13 protein-coding genes are annotated in these 15,248 nt (G+C 71.5%); 6 read left to right on the top strand and 7 right to left on the bottom strand.

Annotated features, from left to right (window positions below; genetic code table 11):
• Window positions 1-55: 55 nt before the first annotated feature.
• Window positions 56-1,201 carry a DUF819 family protein gene (locus MMF93_RS27250; protein WP_242755578.1) on the bottom strand — a complete coding sequence of 382 codons (1,146 nt, stop codon included), beginning with the start codon at window positions 1,199-1,201 and terminating at the stop codon, window positions 56-58.
• Window positions 1,202-1,360: 159 nt separating this feature from the next.
• Entirely contained in the window at window positions 1,361-1,705 is a 345-nt protein-coding gene (locus MMF93_RS27245) for a DUF3870 domain-containing protein (RefSeq protein WP_242755577.1), read from the bottom strand.
• 560 nt (window positions 1,706-2,265) lie between these two features.
• Here MMF93_RS27245 and MMF93_RS27240 point away from each other — a divergent pair.
• Both MMF93_RS27240 and MMF93_RS27235 read left to right on the top strand, forming a co-directional pair.
• Window positions 2,266-2,763, top strand: a complete 498-nt coding sequence (locus MMF93_RS27240) for a hypothetical protein (RefSeq protein ID WP_242755576.1) — start codon at window positions 2,266-2,268, stop codon at window positions 2,761-2,763.
• A 10-nt stretch (window positions 2,764-2,773) separates the two neighbouring features.
• The gene (locus tag MMF93_RS27235; protein ID WP_242755575.1) at window positions 2,774-3,829 is read left to right on the top strand and encodes a lipoate-protein ligase LplAB; all 1,056 of its coding nucleotides are present in this window, start codon (window positions 2,774-2,776) and stop codon (window positions 3,827-3,829) included.
• Between the two features lie 119 nt (window positions 3,830-3,948).
• Here MMF93_RS27235 and MMF93_RS27230 read toward each other — a convergent pair whose 3' ends face one another.
• On the bottom strand, window positions 3,949-4,845 hold the full coding sequence (locus MMF93_RS27230) for an SDR family oxidoreductase (RefSeq protein ID WP_242755574.1): 897 nt from the start codon (window positions 4,843-4,845) through the stop codon (window positions 3,949-3,951).
• 254 nt (window positions 4,846-5,099) lie between these two features.
• On the opposite strand from MMF93_RS27230, the gene MMF93_RS27225 reads away from it, so the two are divergent.
• From MMF93_RS27225 to MMF93_RS27215, 3 genes are all read left to right on the top strand, one after another.
• Window positions 5,100-7,553 (top strand): penicillin acylase family protein, encoded by a 2,454-nt coding sequence (locus MMF93_RS27225; RefSeq protein WP_242755573.1) that lies wholly within the window; start codon window positions 5,100-5,102, stop codon window positions 7,551-7,553.
• Between the two features lie 115 nt (window positions 7,554-7,668).
• A complete protein-coding gene (locus MMF93_RS27220; protein WP_242755572.1) occupies window positions 7,669-8,271 on the top strand; it encodes a thioredoxin domain-containing protein in 603 nt (200 codons plus the stop codon).
• 39 nt (window positions 8,272-8,310) lie between these two features.
• The gene (locus tag MMF93_RS27215) at window positions 8,311-8,640 is read left to right on the top strand and encodes a GNAT family N-acetyltransferase (RefSeq protein ID WP_242755571.1); all 330 of its coding nucleotides are present in this window, start codon (window positions 8,311-8,313) and stop codon (window positions 8,638-8,640) included.
• Window positions 8,641-8,704: 64 nt separating this feature from the next.
• On the opposite strand, the gene MMF93_RS27210 is transcribed toward MMF93_RS27215, so the two are convergent.
• From MMF93_RS27210 to MMF93_RS27195, 4 genes are all read right to left on the bottom strand, one after another.
• On the bottom strand, window positions 8,705-9,730 hold the full coding sequence (locus MMF93_RS27210; protein WP_242755570.1) for a TIGR03842 family LLM class F420-dependent oxidoreductase: 1,026 nt from the start codon (window positions 9,728-9,730) through the stop codon (window positions 8,705-8,707).
• Window positions 9,731-9,742: 12 nt separating this feature from the next.
• Complete coding sequence (gene hydA, locus MMF93_RS27205; protein ID WP_242755569.1) at window positions 9,743-11,143, bottom strand: dihydropyrimidinase; 1,401 nt, start codon at window positions 11,141-11,143, stop codon at window positions 9,743-9,745.
• On the bottom strand, window positions 11,140-12,414 hold the full coding sequence (locus MMF93_RS27200) for an aspartate aminotransferase family protein (protein WP_242757805.1): 1,275 nt from the start codon (window positions 12,412-12,414) through the stop codon (window positions 11,140-11,142). The genes hydA and MMF93_RS27200 overlap by 4 nt, the downstream gene beginning before the upstream one ends.
• Before the next feature lie 116 nt (window positions 12,415-12,530).
• Complete coding sequence (locus MMF93_RS27195) at window positions 12,531-13,373, bottom strand: nitrilase-related carbon-nitrogen hydrolase (protein WP_242755568.1); 843 nt, start codon at window positions 13,371-13,373, stop codon at window positions 12,531-12,533.
• A gap of 226 nt (window positions 13,374-13,599) precedes the next feature.
• Here MMF93_RS27195 and MMF93_RS27190 point away from each other — a divergent pair, with 226 nt between their 5' ends.
• On the top strand, window positions 13,600-15,204 hold the full coding sequence (locus MMF93_RS27190; protein ID WP_242755567.1) for a CocE/NonD family hydrolase: 1,605 nt from the start codon (window positions 13,600-13,602) through the stop codon (window positions 15,202-15,204).
• The last annotated feature ends 44 nt before the right edge of the window (window positions 15,205-15,248 follow it).

The raw sequence follows: 15,248 nt of genomic DNA, 5'->3' as shown, positions 1-15,248 counted from the left end.
CGAGCGGTGCCCGGCGCGAGGAGGCTCGCGCCGGGCACCGTGGCGTTTTCCGTCGTCAGATGACCGAGAGGATCTGGACCGTGGTCAGTCCGAGGAACGTGCCGGCGAACGCGCCGATCAGCGCGAACAGCACGCCCACCGGCACCAGCTGGCGGTTGTAGGCGCTGGCGACGACCGGCGCGGAGGCGACGCCGCCGATGTTCGCGGTGCTGGCCACGGCGAGGCTGAACAGCTCGGTGCGGGTGAGCTTGGCGTACACGACCATCACCCCGGCGTGCACCACCATGACCACGACCCCGACGAGCAGGTAGAGCGGTGCGTCGGTCAGCGACGAGAAGTCGGAACCCGAGGCGATGATGCCGATGATGAGGTACAGCATGATCATGGCCAGCTCGGACGAGCCCGCCGTTTTCGCGAACGGGGTGACCGCGATGACCAGGCCGAGGATGCTGACGATGAGGATCGTCCAGGTCGTGGCGTTGATGACGTCGCCGACCTCGGGCAGTTGCTCACCGACCCAGGTCGCCGCCGCGGAGACGAAGAGGCTGAACCCGATGAGGGTCATCAGCGAGGTGAGGTCCATGCGGTCCTCCTCGCCGGCGGTCTCCTGCTGCTCGAAGGAGGCGGTCTTCGCCTTCGTCCACCGGTTGAAGCGCTCGGAGAAACCGACCGAGCCGAACATCACCAGCAGCCACAGCGAGTAGATGACGGTGTCCACGATGAGGGCGTAGCCGAAGACGTTCTCCGGCGCGTGGACGACGCCCTGGACCGCCACCATGTTGGCGGAGCCGCCGGTCCAGGAGGCGGCGAGCGCGCCGAGCGCCTTCGACGCACCGTCGTCGAGCGCACCGTGCAGGAAGAGGAACGCCACGACGAATCCGGCGACGATGCTGAGCGCCGTCACGGCGTAGGTCAGCAGGAGTTTCGGGCCGAGTTTGACGATCTGCCGGATGTTGCACTTGAAGAGCAGCAGCAGAATCATCGCGGGAAGCAGCGCGTCCTGCACCGAGCCGCCGGCCGACTCGACCGAGTCGGACTCTCCGAAGAGCCCCGCGGTGTTCAACGCGGCGGTGCCCAGGTACATCAGGACGAATCCCGGAACGTAGCGGAAGAAGCGGGATCTGCCGCGCTGCGATACGAAGACGATGCACGCCGCCAGCCCTAGCAGCACGCCGAGGTACAGGAAGCCATCAGTGATCATGTGGGGGTCGCCACAGCCTTTCTGGTAAGCCGGTGCCGCCGCCTGGCGCGTACTCGACACGCAGCCGGGCACGGTCGGCACGGACATGCCTATGGGGTGCAGGGCGACTGGATCTGCGTCCGGTGGGGACCAGGCAATCGACTCGGTCCTGCCTGGTGGCTACGTGAGCCCGACGGCGGCGCGGTACTTGGTGGCGGCGTTGCGGAGCGCCGTGAGCAGCGCGCGCTGCGAGGAGCCGTGGTAGCGGGTGGTGATCCGTTCCGCCAGGAGACCTTCCTCCGTGATGCACTCTCCGGCGATCAAGCTCTTGACGAAGCTGTTCGTCAGGGCCAACGTCGCCGAGCATTCCGCATCCAGGATTCGGTGCGTGCCCTTTTCGACGACCAGCGCGATGTAGAACATCCCGAACTGCGTGGTGATCGGGTTGTTCGCAGACGCTTTCGCCTCACCGGTCACGAAGACCGACGAATCCGACGAAGGTGTACTGGTAAACGACATGGGCATGGCGGCAGGCTAAACGCGGAGTGTCGATGTTGGATAGTCGTCAAAGACGCCAGGGAGCAGACGTTATCGAACTGTCATCCGGCACACAAGGGCAGGTCGGAAGCCTCCCGCCGTTCCCGGTTTCCGCTCCGCGCACCCCCGGCACCCGCAATCCATAACAGCCTTCCCTCTTACCCGGCAGGAGTTACCGCCGGTCTTGGGGGCTATTTGGTTTTCGGCTTGTCCGGCCGCCCCTTCTCCGCTCGCGCGGGGGCCCGGAGCGCCTTTCCCTTTCACGCCGACGGACACCCGCACGCCGACGGGTGCCCACACGACGGACGCCTGCGCGCCGACGGACGCCAGCGCGCCGACGGACGCCCGCACGCCGGTGGGCGTACGCGGGACGGCCCCCGCCGAGTGGCCGGTGCACCGCGCTCGTGGTGCTCTGGTCGGGCGGCCCGCAGCAGGCCGCCCGACCGACCGGCCGAGCGCCCCGGGCCGGAGGGCCGGGCCAGCAGCGCGCGAAGGCGCCCGCGGGGAGCCATATCGGGCGCCGACCCGGGGAGAGGCAGGCGCAGGCCATGACCGCGACCAGCTCCAACCAGCCACCCGCAGCGCACAGCCCCGCCTACCGCGCCGTGCAGGTCGGCGCCCGTGTGCTGTCCGCGGGCGGGCTCGCCGTGAACGCCTACGTCCACGCCACCCTCTCCGGCGGCTACGACCGGGTGAGCGCGGACATCAGCCAGGGCGACCTGTTCCGCATCGAGGCGGGGCTCTCCGCGCTCGGGGCGCTGCTGGTCCTGGTGTGGTGGCGCGCCGTCTCCGACGCCTTCGCCTGGCTGCTCTCGGCGGCCGCGCTGGCGCTGCTGCTGGTGTACGCGTTCGTGGACGTGGGCGAGCTGGGGCCCTTCCCCGGCATGTACGAGCCCGAGTGGTTCGACGACAAGCGGCTCGCCGTCGTCGCCCTGGCCTGCACGCTGGTGATGTCCACTTTCCTGCTGGTCAGCCACACGCGCAGGTCCCGGCGGCTGGGCACGGACGTATGGTTGGAGACCGGTCGGGGCAAATGGCGTAGATAGGTGGTCCGGGGTGCACGGGGAGTACAAGGTTCCGGGCGGCAAGCTCGTGGTGGTGGACCTGGACGACGAGGGCGGGGTGCTGCGCGGCGTCCGCGTGGCGGGGGATTTCTTCCTCGAACCCGACGAGGCCCTCACCGCCATCGACCAGGCCCTCGAAGGCGCGCCCTCCGACACCGACACGGCCGGGCTCACCGCCCGCGTCGAGGCGGCACTGCCCGAGGGAACCGTGCTGTACGGCCTCACCGCCGAAGGGGTCGCCGTCGCCGTGCGCCGCGCTCTCGCGCAGGCCACCGACTGGATGGACTACGACTGGCAGCTCATCCACGAGCCACCGCAGTCACCCGCCTTCCACATGGCTCTCGACCAGGTCCTCACCGAGGAGGTCGCCGCCGGGCGCCGGGCGCCGACCCTGCGCGTGTGGGAGTGGGACTCCCCCGCGGTCATCATCGGGAGCTTCCAGTCGCTGGGCAACGAGGTGGATCCGGAAGGCGCCGCCCGGCACGGGGTGACGGTCGTGCGGCGGATCTCCGGGGGCGGCGCCATGTTCGTGGAGAGAGCGAACACCATCACCTACTCGCTCTCGGTGCCCGCCTCGCTCGTCTCGGGCCTGTCGTTCGCCGACTCCTACGCCTACCTGGACGACTGGGTGCTCACCGCGCTCGGCGACATGGGGATCAAGGCCTGGTACGTGCCGCTCAACGACATCGCCTCGAAGGAGGGCAAGATCGCGGGTGCCGCCCAGAAGCGCCTCGCCCAGGGCGGAGGCGCGGTGCTGCACCACGTGACGATGTCCTACGACATCGACGTCGACAAGATGCTCGACGTGCTGCGGATCGGCAAGGAGAAGATGTCCGACAAGGGCACCAGGAGCGCCAAGAAGCGGGTCGATCCGCTGCGTCGGCAGACGGGCCTGCCGCGCGGCGAGGTCATCGAGCGGATGATCGCCTCCTTCCGCGGCCGCTACGGTCTGGCCGAGGGCCACGTGACCCCGCAGGAGAGGGCACGCGCCGAGGAGCTGGCGCTCTCCCGGTACAGCAGCGAGGAGTGGACGGCCCGGGTGCCGTGACGGGGCGCCGGGCCTCTCCCGCCGAAGAGCCTCCACGGAGGTTCTCCGGCGGGGGCCTTTGACGGAAGCCCACCGAAGCCCACCGCACCGAAGCCCACCGAAGCCCTCGGCACCGTTCCTCAGCTGAAGTCGGCCACGTGGTCGGCCACCCACCGGCGGTAGGTGAGCGGCGGGCGGCCGAGGAGGCGCGCCGTGTCGGGGGCGAGCGTCTCCGGCGTGGTCTCCATCGCGGCGTGGGCGTCCAGGATGCCGTCCGCGTAGGCCGGTGGGACGCCCGCGCCGATCAGCTCGGCTCTGGACTCGGCGCGGGAGATGCGCTGCACCGTGAGGGGGCGGCCCACCACGTCCTGGATGGTGGCGATCTGTTCGGCCTGGGTGAGCACTTCGGGGCCCGTGATCTCGGGGGCCGTGGCCACCAGGTCGTCGGTCAGCAGGGCGCGGACGGCCAGCGCCGCGATGTCGGCCTCGTGGACGAGGGTGCGCCCCGCCTGCGGAGAGGCGGTGCGTACGGGGCCGCCCGCGCGCACGTGCGCGGCCCACCCCAGGGTGTTGCTCGCGAAACCGCCAGGACGCAGGAGGGTCCACTCGGCGCCGGACGCGCGTACCAGGTGTTCGAGACGGGCGTGGGTGCCGAGGATGTCCGCCTCTCTGTCTTCGGCGGCTTCAGCGGCTTCGGCGGCTTCGGCGGCCGGCTGCCCGGCGTCGGGGGGCTCGGGTACGCCGCGCGCGGAGAGGTAGACGAGGCGGCGGGCGCGCTCGGCGAGGAGGGCGACGGTCTCGGCGGCGCCGCGTGTGTGGGGCAGCGGCCACATGAGGAAGACGCCGTCCACCTCCGCCGTCAGGGCCGCCGTCAGGCTCGCCGGGTCGGCGAGGTCGCCGCGTACGGCCTCGACCCCGTCGGGGAGTCGGGCGGCGGCAGGGTCGCGGACGAGGGCGCGCACCCGGGTGCCGGCCTCCGCGAGCTGTGCCGCGACCTGTCCGCCGACCTTTCCTGTGGCTCCGGTCACCAGAATCACGGTGGTTCTCCTTCGGAAGCGGGGTGAGGAAGTACCACGGCCGCCGTCAGCCGCGTGGAACACCAGACTGCGAGTTGAAGTGCACTTCACGTCAACGGGCTCCCGCTTCCCCCGGTGCGATCCTCCCGCTTCCCCCGGTGCGATCCTCCCGCTTCCCCCGGGGCGATTCCGTCACCTCCGACCCCCTGACCGCTGACCAACCGCTCGGTATGCTCAAGGCGCTCTGCCGCCACAGCAGTTGGGAGGCACCACCCATGCACCAGGGACTCCGCAGAGCGGCGCTGGCCTGCGCCGCTCTCGCCCTCGGGGTCACGGCACTGCCCGCCGCCGCGGCGCCGCGCGCCCAGGAGGGCGAGGCACACGGCATCCACCACCCGGCCGGCGGGGGCATGTCCGCCGTCATCCGCTACACCGACTACGGCATTCCCCACATCACGGCCGGGAACTACCCCTCGCTGGGCTTCGGGAACGGCTGGGCACAGGCAGCCGACCAGATATGCGTGCTGGCCGAGGGCTTCGTGACCGTACGCGGCGAACGCGCCAGGCACTTCGGAGCCGAGGGCAAGCCCGACGGCTCCCTCTCCTCGGCCGGCACGAACCTCGCCAGCGACCTGTACTTCGCGGGCGTACGCGCCTCCCACACGGTGGAGAAACTGCTCGCCAAGCCGGCGCCCGAGGGCCCGAGCCGCCAGGTGAGGCAACTGTCGCGGGGCTGGGCGGCCGGCTACAACGCCTGGCTGCGCGCACACAAGGACGAGATACGCGATCCCGCCTGTGCGGGGAAGAAGTGGGTGCGCCCCATCACCTCACTCGACCTGTCACGCCGGGCCTTCGCCCTGGCTGTGCTGGGCGGGCAGGGCGTCGCCGTCGACGGCATCACCAGCGCCGCCCCTCCCCCGGCGGACGGCCCCACCGCGCACGGCACCGGCGAGGAGCCCGGCGCCGTCGATGCGCGGAAGGCCGCGCGCGCCGCCCGGAGCATCTTCGCCCAGGACACCGCCGACATGGGGTCCAACGCCGTCGCCTTCAACGGCTCGACGACCGCGAACGGCCAGGGCGCGCTCATCGGCAACCCGCACTACCCGTGGGCGGGCGGGCGCCGCTTCTGGCAGGCGCACCTGACCATACCCGGCGAACTGGACGCGGCGGGCGGGTCGCTGCTCGGCTCGCCCAGCATCTCCATCGGCCACAACGCGCACGTCGCCTGGAGCCACACGGTAGCCACGGGCACCACCCTCAACCTGCACCAGCTGAAGCTGGACCCCGACGACCCGACCGCCTACACCGTCGACGGCAAGGCCGAGCGGATGCGCCCGCGCGAGGTCACCGTCACCACCGAGGACGGCAAGCGGGTGTCCCGTACCCAGTGGTGGACGCGGTACGGGCCTGTGGTGAGCGCGTTGCAGGGCATCGAGCTGCCGTGGTCGAGGACGACCGCGTTCGCACTGGCCGACCCCAACGCGCGCAATCTGCGGCTGACGGACGCCGGGCTGGCCTTCAGCAAGGCCCGCGGCGTGGACGGGGTCCGCGCCGCACTCGACCGGGTGCAGGGCCTGCCGTGGGTGAACACCGTCGCCACGGACTCCGCCGGACACAACCTGCTGGCCCAGTCGCAGGTACTGCCACGGGTGACGGACGAGCTGGCCGAGCGCTGCGGCACGCCGCTCGGGCACACCACGTTCCCGGCCTCCGGGCTCGCCGTGCTCGACGGCTCGCGCGGCGACTGCGCCCCGAAGACGGGGCCCCACGCGGTGCAGTCCGGCATCTTCGGTCCGTCGGAGATGCCGGTGCTCGAGGACGTGCCGTATGTGGAGAACTCCAACGACAGCGCCTGGCTGACCAACGCGGACAGGCCGCTGACCGGCTACCCGCGGATCTTCGGCGACCAGGGCACGGAGCGCTCGATGCGGACCAGGGGTGCCCTGCGGGACGTCGACGCGATGGCCCGTAAGGGCGACATCACCCGCACCGACCTGCGCGAACAGCAGTTCGCCAACCGGGTGCCCGCAGGGGACCTGGCGGCCGAGGACGCGGCGCGGGCCTGTGCCGCCCTCCCCGGAGGCGAGGCGGCCACCAGCGAGGGCGACACGGTCGACGTCTCCCGCGCCTGCGAGGTCCTGCGGGGCTGGGACCGCACGATGCGCACGAAGAGCGAGGGAGCGCTGCTCTTCGACAGGTTCTGGCGCCGACTGGTCCAGCAGGTGCCCGCGGAGCAGCGGTGGAAGGTGCCGTTCGACGCGGAGCACCCGGTGGCGACGCCGCGCGGGCTCAACACCGCCGCGCCCGGTTTCCGCACGGCTCTCGCGGACGCCGCCGCCGAGCTGCGGTCGCATGACATCCCGCTGGACGCGCCGCTGGGCGCGCACCAGTTCGTGACGCGCGACGGCGAGCGCCTGCCCATACCCGGTGGCACCGAGGCACTGGGCGTGTGGAACAAGACCGAGCCGGTCTGGGACGAGGAACGGGGCGGCTACCGCGAGGTGCGGCACGGCTCCAGCTACATCCAGAACGTCACCTTCAGCCGCCGCGGCTGCCCGGTCCGCGCCGACACGCTGCTGACCTACTCGCAGTCCTCCGACCCGACCTCCCCCCACTACAGCGACCAGACGGCGCTGTACTCCCAGGGCCGCATGGTCCGCGAGAGGTTCTGCGAGAAGGACGTACGCACCGCCCCCGGGCTGCGGACCGTGCGCGTCGCCGCACACTGATTCCGGAGCCGGGCGGCTGCCGCGCCCGGCTCCGGACGCGCACCGCGCCGGGCGGCGTCACTCCGGTGGCCCGCCCGGCGTTGCCGGCCGCGCGGCGCGCGGTGAAGCTTGCGGCATGATTCCGGCGAACACGACGGGTGAGGGCGGCACGACGGTCGTCTACGGCGCCGGCCCGCAGGCGCCTGAGCCCGGGCCGCCGGTGCTGGACCTGTACCTGGACCTGCGGTGCCCCTACTGCCGGGCCGTGGAGAACGCGCTGGGGGACACGATGCGGCAGCTCGCCGACGCGGGCGAGTTCGTGCTCCACCACCACTTCGGCACCTTCCTCGACGCCCAGTTGGGCGGGCACGGCTCGCACCGGGCGCTGGCCGCGCTGGGCGCCGCTGCCGATGTCGGCCAGCCGCAGTTCCTGACGTATCTGCACACGCTCTACCGCAACCAGCCGCACGAGGAGCACGACGGCTTCGCCGCCGAACGCATGCTGCTGGGCCTGGCCAACGACGTGCCGAGGCTGCGCAGCCGCACGTTCGACGACGCCGTCCTCGACCAGGCCTACGACTCGTGGGCCCGCCGGGTCGGCCGCGCCTTCGACGCGAGCGGGGTCGAGGCGACCCCGACGGTGCTCTTCCGCGACCGCCCCGTCGCCGTACTCGACGCCGCGGGCGAAGCGGTGCGGCCCGAACAGTTCACGGCGCAGATCCACGACGCGACGGAGTGAGGAACGGCAGGCGGACAGCCGAGGGACACGGTGAGCAGCATGGGCGAGGAGCAGCAGCGGATCGAGTTCTGCGACAACGCCGCCGAGGGCCGCTACGAGGCCCGCGTCGGCGGCACCCTGGCGGGGGTGGCGCAGTATCTGCGGGCCCCGGGCGTGGTCGCGGTGACGCACACCGAGGTCGAACCCGCCTTCGAGGGCAGGGGCGTGGGCGGCGCCCTCTCGCACCACATCCTGCAGGCCGTGCAGGAGGCGGGCGAGAAGGTCGCACCCGTCTGCCCGTACTTCGCGCGCTACATCCGCGAGCACCCCGACTACCAGCCGCTGATCTACGACAAGGACGAGAAGCACGACAAGCACGAGCGCGGCTGAACGCCCGGGGCGCCCCGCTGTCGCTCCGCACGGCAGCGGCCCGTCGCCCCCGCGCGGGTGGCCTTCACCGCTGCGGGCGATCGGCCAGCGCCGGGATCACCCCCGTGCCGTAGGCGTCGATCGAGTGCTCCTTGGCGTCGTGCATGGCGTAGAGCGCGAACTGGTCGACGCCCAGTTGCGCCAGCTCCCGCAGCCGCGCCACGTGGGATCGCTCGGAGCCCAGCAGGCAGAAGCGGTCGACGATGTCGTCGGGCACGAAGGCGGTGTCCGGGTTGCCGGCCCGGCCGTGGTGGGCGTAGTCGTACCCCTCGCGCTCCTTGATGTAGGCGGTGAGCGCCGCGGGCACCGCGTCCGAGTGCTCGCCGTAGCGTGCCACCAGGTCCGCGACGTGGTTGCCGACCATGCCGCCGAACCAGCGGCACTGCTCGCGGGCGTGCGCGAGCGCTGCGGGGGTGTCCTCGCACACGTAGGCGGGGGCCGCCACGCAGATCTTGACCGCCGACGGGTCCCGCCCTGCCTGTACGGCCGCCTCGCGTACGGCGCCGACCATCCAGGCGGTCAGCACCGGGTCGGCCAGTTGGAGGATGAAGCCGTCCGCCTCCCGGCCTGCCAGCGCCAGCGCCTTGGGTCCGTAGGCCGCCATCCACACCGGCAGCCGCCCTTCGCGCACCCACGGCAGCCGCATCGGGGCGCCGTCCACGACGGCTTCCCTGCCCTCGGCCAGGTCGCGGATGGCGGTCATGGCCTCCCCGAGTCTGGCGAGGGTGGACGGCGGCCGACCGGCGACCCGCATCGCCGAGTCGCCACGCCCGATGCCGCACACGGTGCGGTTGCCGTACATCTCGTTGAGGGTGGCGAAGGTGGAGGCGGTGACCTCCCAGGCGCGGCTGCCGGGGTTGGTGACCATGGGCCCGACGGTCAGCTGCGTGGTGTGCGCGAGGATGCGGCTGTGGATGACGTACGGCTCCTGCCACAGCACCGGGGAGTCGAACGTCCAGCCGTAGGTGAAGCCGTTGCGTTCGGCGCGGCGCATCAGGGAGACGGTGGCGGAGCCGGGGGGATCGGTCTGGAGCACGAGTCCGAAGTCCATGGGCACAACCCCTCAGTTCAGGAACTGGCAGATCCCGCGCGGCACGTACTGGCCGCTTCCGGCGCGGCCCGTGTACGTACGGCGGTCGATGACCGTCTCGCCGCGGGAGAGCACCGTGACCACGCGGCCCGTGAGGTTTCTGCCCTCGTAGGCGGAGTAGTCGACGTTCATGTGGTGGGTTTGAGCCGAAAGAGTCTGCTCGGCGTGCGGATCGTAGAGGACGACGTCGGCGTCGGCGCCCGGCGCGAGCGTGCCCTTCTTCGGGTACAGGCCGAACATCCTGGCCGGTGTCGCGCAGGCGATGTCGATCCAGCGGCGCCTGGTGATGTGCCCGTCCACGACGGCCTGGTGGAGCAGGTCCATGCGGTGTTCGACGCCCGGCATCCCGTTGGGGATCTTGGAGAAGTCGCCCTTGCCCAGGTCCTTCTGTCCTGTGAAGCAGAAGGGGCAGTGGTCGGTGGAGACGACCTGCAGGTCGTCGGTGCGCAGCGCCCGCCACAGCGCCGCCTGGTGCTCGGCGGGGCGCAGCGGCGTACTGCACACGTACTTGGCGCCGCCGAAGTCGGGCTCGGCCAGCTCGTCGGTACTCAGGTAGAGGTACTGCGGGCAGGTCTCGCCGAAGACCGGCAGGTCCATCCCGCGTGCGGTGGCCAGCTCCGCCACGGCCTCCTGCGCGGAGACGTGGACGACGTAGAGCGGCGACCCGGCGACGCGGGCGAGCTGGATGGCCCGGTGGGTGGCCTCCGCCTCCAGCAGCACCTTGCGGACCTCGCCGTGATGGCGCGGATCGGTGCGGCCTGCCGCGAGCGCCTGTTCGACCAGGACGTCGATGGCGATGCCGTTCTCGGCGTGCATCATGGCCAGCCCGCCGTTGGCCGCGGTGCGCTGCATGGCGCGCAGGATCTGGCCGTCGTCGCTGTAGAAGACCCCCGGATACGCCATGAACATCTTGAACGAGGTCACGCCCTCCTCCACCAGGGCGTCCATCTCCCGCAGCGTGCCCTCGTTCACGTCGGAGAGGATCATGTGGAAGGCGTAGTCGACACAGGCCTGCCCGTCGGCCTTGGCGTGCCAGGTGTCCAGGCCCTCGCGCAGCGCGTGGCCCCTGGTCTGGACGGCGAAGTCGACGATGGTCGTCGTACCGCCCCAGGCGGCGGCGCGGGTGCCGGAGGCGAAGTCGTCGCTGGAGAAGGTGCCGCCGAAGGGGAAGTCCATGTGCGTGTGGGCGTCCACGCCGCCCGGGATGACGTACAGGCCGCTCGCGTCCAGGACACGGTCGGCGGTCAGGCTCCGCGCGGCGGCGGCGTTCCGGTCGACGACGGCGACGACGCGGCCGCCCTCGATCAGCACGTCGGCCTGCATCTCCTCGGCGGCGGTGACGACCAGGCCGCCCGTGATCAGGGTGGTGCTCATACCGCGGTTCCTCCTCGGAGAAGTTCGGCCTCGGCGGTGCGCAGGGCGGTCTCCAGCACGGCGGCGCCGGCCTCGGCCTCGGAGACGGTCAGCGAGAGCGGCGGGGCGATGCGCAGCACGCTCGGGGCGGAGTGGCCGCCGCCCTTGCCGATGAGGACACCGCCCTCGCGTGCGGCCTCCAGCACCAGCGAGGCGGCGCGCGGCGAGGGCTCGCCGGTGCGCGGGTCGACGAGTTCGACGCCGGCCATCAGCCCGCGCCCGCGTACCTCGCGGACGGCTGAGAGCCCGGCCGCGGCCGAGCGCAGCCGCTCCAGCAGCAGTCCGCCCACGCGGCGGGCGTTGGCCTGGAGGTCGTGTTCGAGCAGGTGGGCGAGGTTGGCCCGGGCGGCGGCCATGGTGATCGGGCTGCCGCCGAAGGTGGAGATGGAGTGGGCGTCGAGGCAGTTCATGATCTCGGCGCGGGCGACGACGCCGCCGATGGACATGCCGTTGCCGATGCCCTTGGCGAAGGTGAGCATGTCGGGCGGCCCCGCCGCGTCGTGGGCCTGCCAGCCCCAGAAGTGGTCACCGGTGCGGCCCCAGCCGGTCTGCACCTCGTCGCTGATCCACAGGATGCCGTGCTGCTTCAGCTCCTCGCGGAAGGCGGCGTAGAGCCCGTCGGGCGGCGAGGTGAACCCGCCCACGCCCTGGACGGGTTCGGCGATCAGGGCCGCGACACCGGGGCCGGCCTGGCCGAGCATGTCGCGCAGGTCGGCGACGCAGGCCTCGGTGAACGCGGCGTCGTCCAGGTGCGCGTAGGGGCCGCGGGTGCGGACGCCGCCGTGCACGTAGAGGGTCTGGAGGGGGGAGAGCGAGGTGGGCGACCAGGAGCGGTTGCCGGTGATGCCGACGGTGGTGAAGGAGCGGCCGTGGTAGCTGTTGCGCATCGCCAGGATCTGGTGGGAGCGGCGGCAGGCGGTGGCCAGCAGCAGTGCGGCGTCGTTGGCCTCGGTGCCCGAGGTGGTGAAGAAGACCCGCGCGTCGGGGATGCCGGACAGCGCCGCGATCCGCTCCGCGAGCTCCACCATGGGGCGGTTGAGGTAGAGGGTGGAGGAGTGCACGATCCGCGCGGCCTGTTCGCTGACGGCCCTGGTGACCTCGGGCAGCGCGTGGGCCGTCATGGTCGTCAGGATGCCGCCGAAGAAGTCCAGGTAGCGGCGCCCCTCCGCGTCCCAGACGTGGCGGCCCTCGCCGTGGGTGATCTCCAGGGGCTGCTCGTAGTAGAGGGCCATCCAGTCGGGGAGCACGGCCTGATGGCGGGCGTGCAGCGCGCGGTGGACGTCGGCGGAGGGGGCGGTAAGTGGTACGGCGGTGGCGGCGGAGCCCGCGGTGGCTCCGGGCTCCGGGCTCACGGCCGCACCAGCCCCTCGTAGGCGTCGGGGCGCCTGTCCCGGTAGAAGGCCCACTGCTGCCGCACCTCGTCGATCATGCCCAGATCGAGGTCGCGGACCAGCAGTTCCTCCTCCGTGTCCGAGGCGGGCTGCCCGACGAACCGGCCGCGCGGGTCGACGAAGTAGCTGGTGCCGTAGAAGTCGTTGTCGCCGTATTCCTCGGTGCCCACGCGGTTGATGGCCGCGACGAAGTACTCGTTGGCGACGGCGGCCGCGGGCTGTTCCAGCTGCCACAGGTGGGAGGAGAGGCCGCGCGAGGTGGCCGAGGGGTTGTAGACGATCTGGGCGCCGGCCAGACCGAGGGCGCGCCAGCCCTCGGGGAAGTGCCGGTCGTAGCAGATGGAGACGCCGACCTTGCCGACGGCGGTCTCGAAGACCGGCCAGCCCAGGTTGCCGGGGCGGAAGTAGAACTTCTCCCAGAAGCCCGGCAGCTGCGGGATGTGGTGCTTGCGGTAGGTGCCCAGGACGGTGCCGTCGGCGTCGATGACGGCGGCGGTGTTGTAGTAGAAGCCGGAGCCGTCCACCTCGAAGACCGGGGAGACGACCACCATGCCGGTCTCCCTGGCCAGTTCGGACATCCGCCGGGTGGTGGGCCCGTCCGGCACCGGCTCGGCCCACCGGTAGTGCTCGGGGTCCTGCACCTGGCAGAAGTAGGGGGCGTTGAAGACCTCCTGGAAGCCGATGATCCGCGCTCCCTGGCGGGCGGCCTCGTGGGCGTGCTTCTCATGTTTGGCGAGCATCGACTCGGTGTCGCCTGTCCAGGTCGCCTGCACCAGCGCGGCACGTACGACATCGGGCATGAGCAGCTCCTTCGTGAGGGCGGCAGCCTGTTCGACACGCGTAGACATACGTGAGGTTGCGACGGTAAGTCGCCTCGGAGCGCGTGACAAGAACCCCGGCGGGGGCGCACGGGAGCCGCCGGCTTTACCGCTCCGTAACCTACTGATGGGTTACCTCCGGTAGCCCGTCGTGGTTACTCTCCAGTCACTTTCCAGCCCGGGCCACCGATGACGTCTGGAGCCGTGCATGCGCCCCTCCCCCACCGCAGTGCGTTACGCCTCGGTCCTCCTCGCCACAACACTCGCCGCCACCGGCCTCACCCTCGCCCCCGCCACCGCCCTGACCGCGCCGGCCGCCACCGGCGCCACCGCCTCGGGGATCGACTTCGTGGACATCGAGGGCGACGGCGGCACCACCCTCAAGGCCAACGTCGCCCTGCCCGACGGCGCCTCCGCCGACTCGGCGCGCACCTACCCGCTGATCGTGCTCCCCACCAGCTGGGGCCTCCCGCAGATCGAGTACCTGGCACAGGCCAAGAAGCTCGCCGACGCCGGGTACGTCGTCGTCAGTTACAACTCGCGCGGCTTCTGGCAGTCCGGTGGCGAGATCGAGGTCGGCGGCCCCGAGGACATCGCCGACGCCTCCCGCGTCATCGACTGGGCCCTCGCCCACACCCCCGCCGACAAGGACCGCGTCGGCATGGGCGGCGTCTCCTACGGCGCCGGCATCAGCCTGCTGGCGGCCGGCCACGACCCCCGCATCAAGGCCGTCACCGCGCTCAGCGGCTGGGCCGACCTGATCGGCTCCATCTACAGCGGCCGCACCCAGCACCTCCAGGCCGCGGGGCTGCTCGGCGGCGCGGGCGAGCTGACCGGACGGCCCAGCCCCGAACTGCGGCAGATACTCAAGGACTTCACCGAGTCCAACCTCGACAAGGAGGACGAGATGATCGCGTGGGGCAAGAAGCGCTCCCCCGCGACCTACCTCGACCGGATCAACGACAACGGCGCCGCCATCATGCTCGGCAACGCCTGGAACGACTCGATCTTCCCGCCCAACCAGTACGCCGACTTCTACGAGAAGCTGCGCGGACCCAAGCGGCTGGAGTTCCGCCCCGGCGACCACGCCACCCCGGAGGCCACCGGCCTGCTCGGACTGCCCAACGACACCTGGTCACACGCGCACGACTGGTTCGACCGCTACCTCAAGGGCGAGAGGAACGGCATCGACACCGAACCCCCGGTCCAGCTCACATCCAGGTCGACCGGCGCCTACGAGGGCTACAAGAGCTGGAAGGAGGTCCCTTCGGGCGAGCGGGCCATCTCCCTGGACGGGAAGAAGGACCTCAACACCGGCAAGGACTCCGGGGCCAACGGCGGCACGATGTTCCTGACGGGCCTCCTCGACCAGTTCCTCAAGCTGCCGCCCGTCGTCTCCGTGCCGCTGCTGCCGCGCTCCCGGGCCGCCGTGTGGGAGTCGGAGCGGTACGGCGAGGACACGCCCGTGCGCGGCACGGCGAAGCTGCACACCACCGTCACCAGCACCGCCGAGAGCGGCACCTTCTACGCCTACCTGTACGACGTGGGCCCCCTCGGCGCGGGCAGGCTGATCACCCACGCCCCGCACACCTTCCACGACCGCACCCCGGACCAGCCGTTCGCCGTGGACCTGGACCTCTTCTCCACCGCCTACGACGTACCGAAGGGCCACAAGCTCGCCGTCGTCATCGACACCGTCGACCCGCTGTACGCCGAGCACAACCCGGACGACGCCCGCCTGGACTTCACCTCTCCGGCCGCCGACCCCTCGAACGTGACCGTTCCGACGGGGAGGCCGACGGACGCCGGCTGAGCTGGTGGGCGTCCGCCGGAGCGCGGACGCCCACCGGACACCCA

It is taken from the genome of Streptomyces tubbatahanensis, assembly GCF_022699385.1.
Classification (GTDB): Bacteria; Actinomycetota; Actinomycetes; order Streptomycetales; family Streptomycetaceae; genus Streptomyces; species Streptomyces diacarni.
The sequence above is the reverse complement of the archived record's forward strand: the minus strand, read 5'-3'. Positions and strand labels throughout refer to the sequence as shown.

Coding starts and splice junctions, on each gene's coding strand:
- MMF93_RS27250 (WP_242755578.1), bottom strand. CDS start 1,201: ATGATCACTGATGGCTTCCTGTACCTCGGCGTGCTGCTAGGGCTGGCG.
- MMF93_RS27245 (WP_242755577.1), bottom strand. CDS start 1,705: ATGCCCATGTCGTTTACCAGTACACCTTCGTCGGATTCGTCGGTCTTC.
- MMF93_RS27240 (WP_242755576.1), top strand. CDS start 2,266: ATGACCGCGACCAGCTCCAACCAGCCACCCGCAGCGCACAGCCCCGCC.
- MMF93_RS27225 (WP_242755573.1), top strand. CDS start 5,100: ATGCACCAGGGACTCCGCAGAGCGGCGCTGGCCTGCGCCGCTCTCGCC.
- MMF93_RS27220 (WP_242755572.1), top strand. CDS start 7,669: ATGATTCCGGCGAACACGACGGGTGAGGGCGGCACGACGGTCGTCTAC.
- MMF93_RS27215 (WP_242755571.1), top strand. CDS start 8,311: ATGGGCGAGGAGCAGCAGCGGATCGAGTTCTGCGACAACGCCGCCGAG.
- MMF93_RS27210 (WP_242755570.1), bottom strand. CDS start 9,730: ATGGACTTCGGACTCGTGCTCCAGACCGATCCCCCCGGCTCCGCCACC.
- hydA (WP_242755569.1), bottom strand. CDS start 11,143: ATGAGCACCACCCTGATCACGGGCGGCCTGGTCGTCACCGCCGCCGAG.
- MMF93_RS27200 (WP_242757805.1), bottom strand. CDS start 12,414: ATGGCCCTCTACTACGAGCAGCCCCTGGAGATCACCCACGGCGAGGGC.
- MMF93_RS27195 (WP_242755568.1), bottom strand. CDS start 13,373: ATGCCCGATGTCGTACGTGCCGCGCTGGTGCAGGCGACCTGGACAGGC.
- MMF93_RS27190 (WP_242755567.1), top strand. CDS start 13,600: ATGCGCCCCTCCCCCACCGCAGTGCGTTACGCCTCGGTCCTCCTCGCC.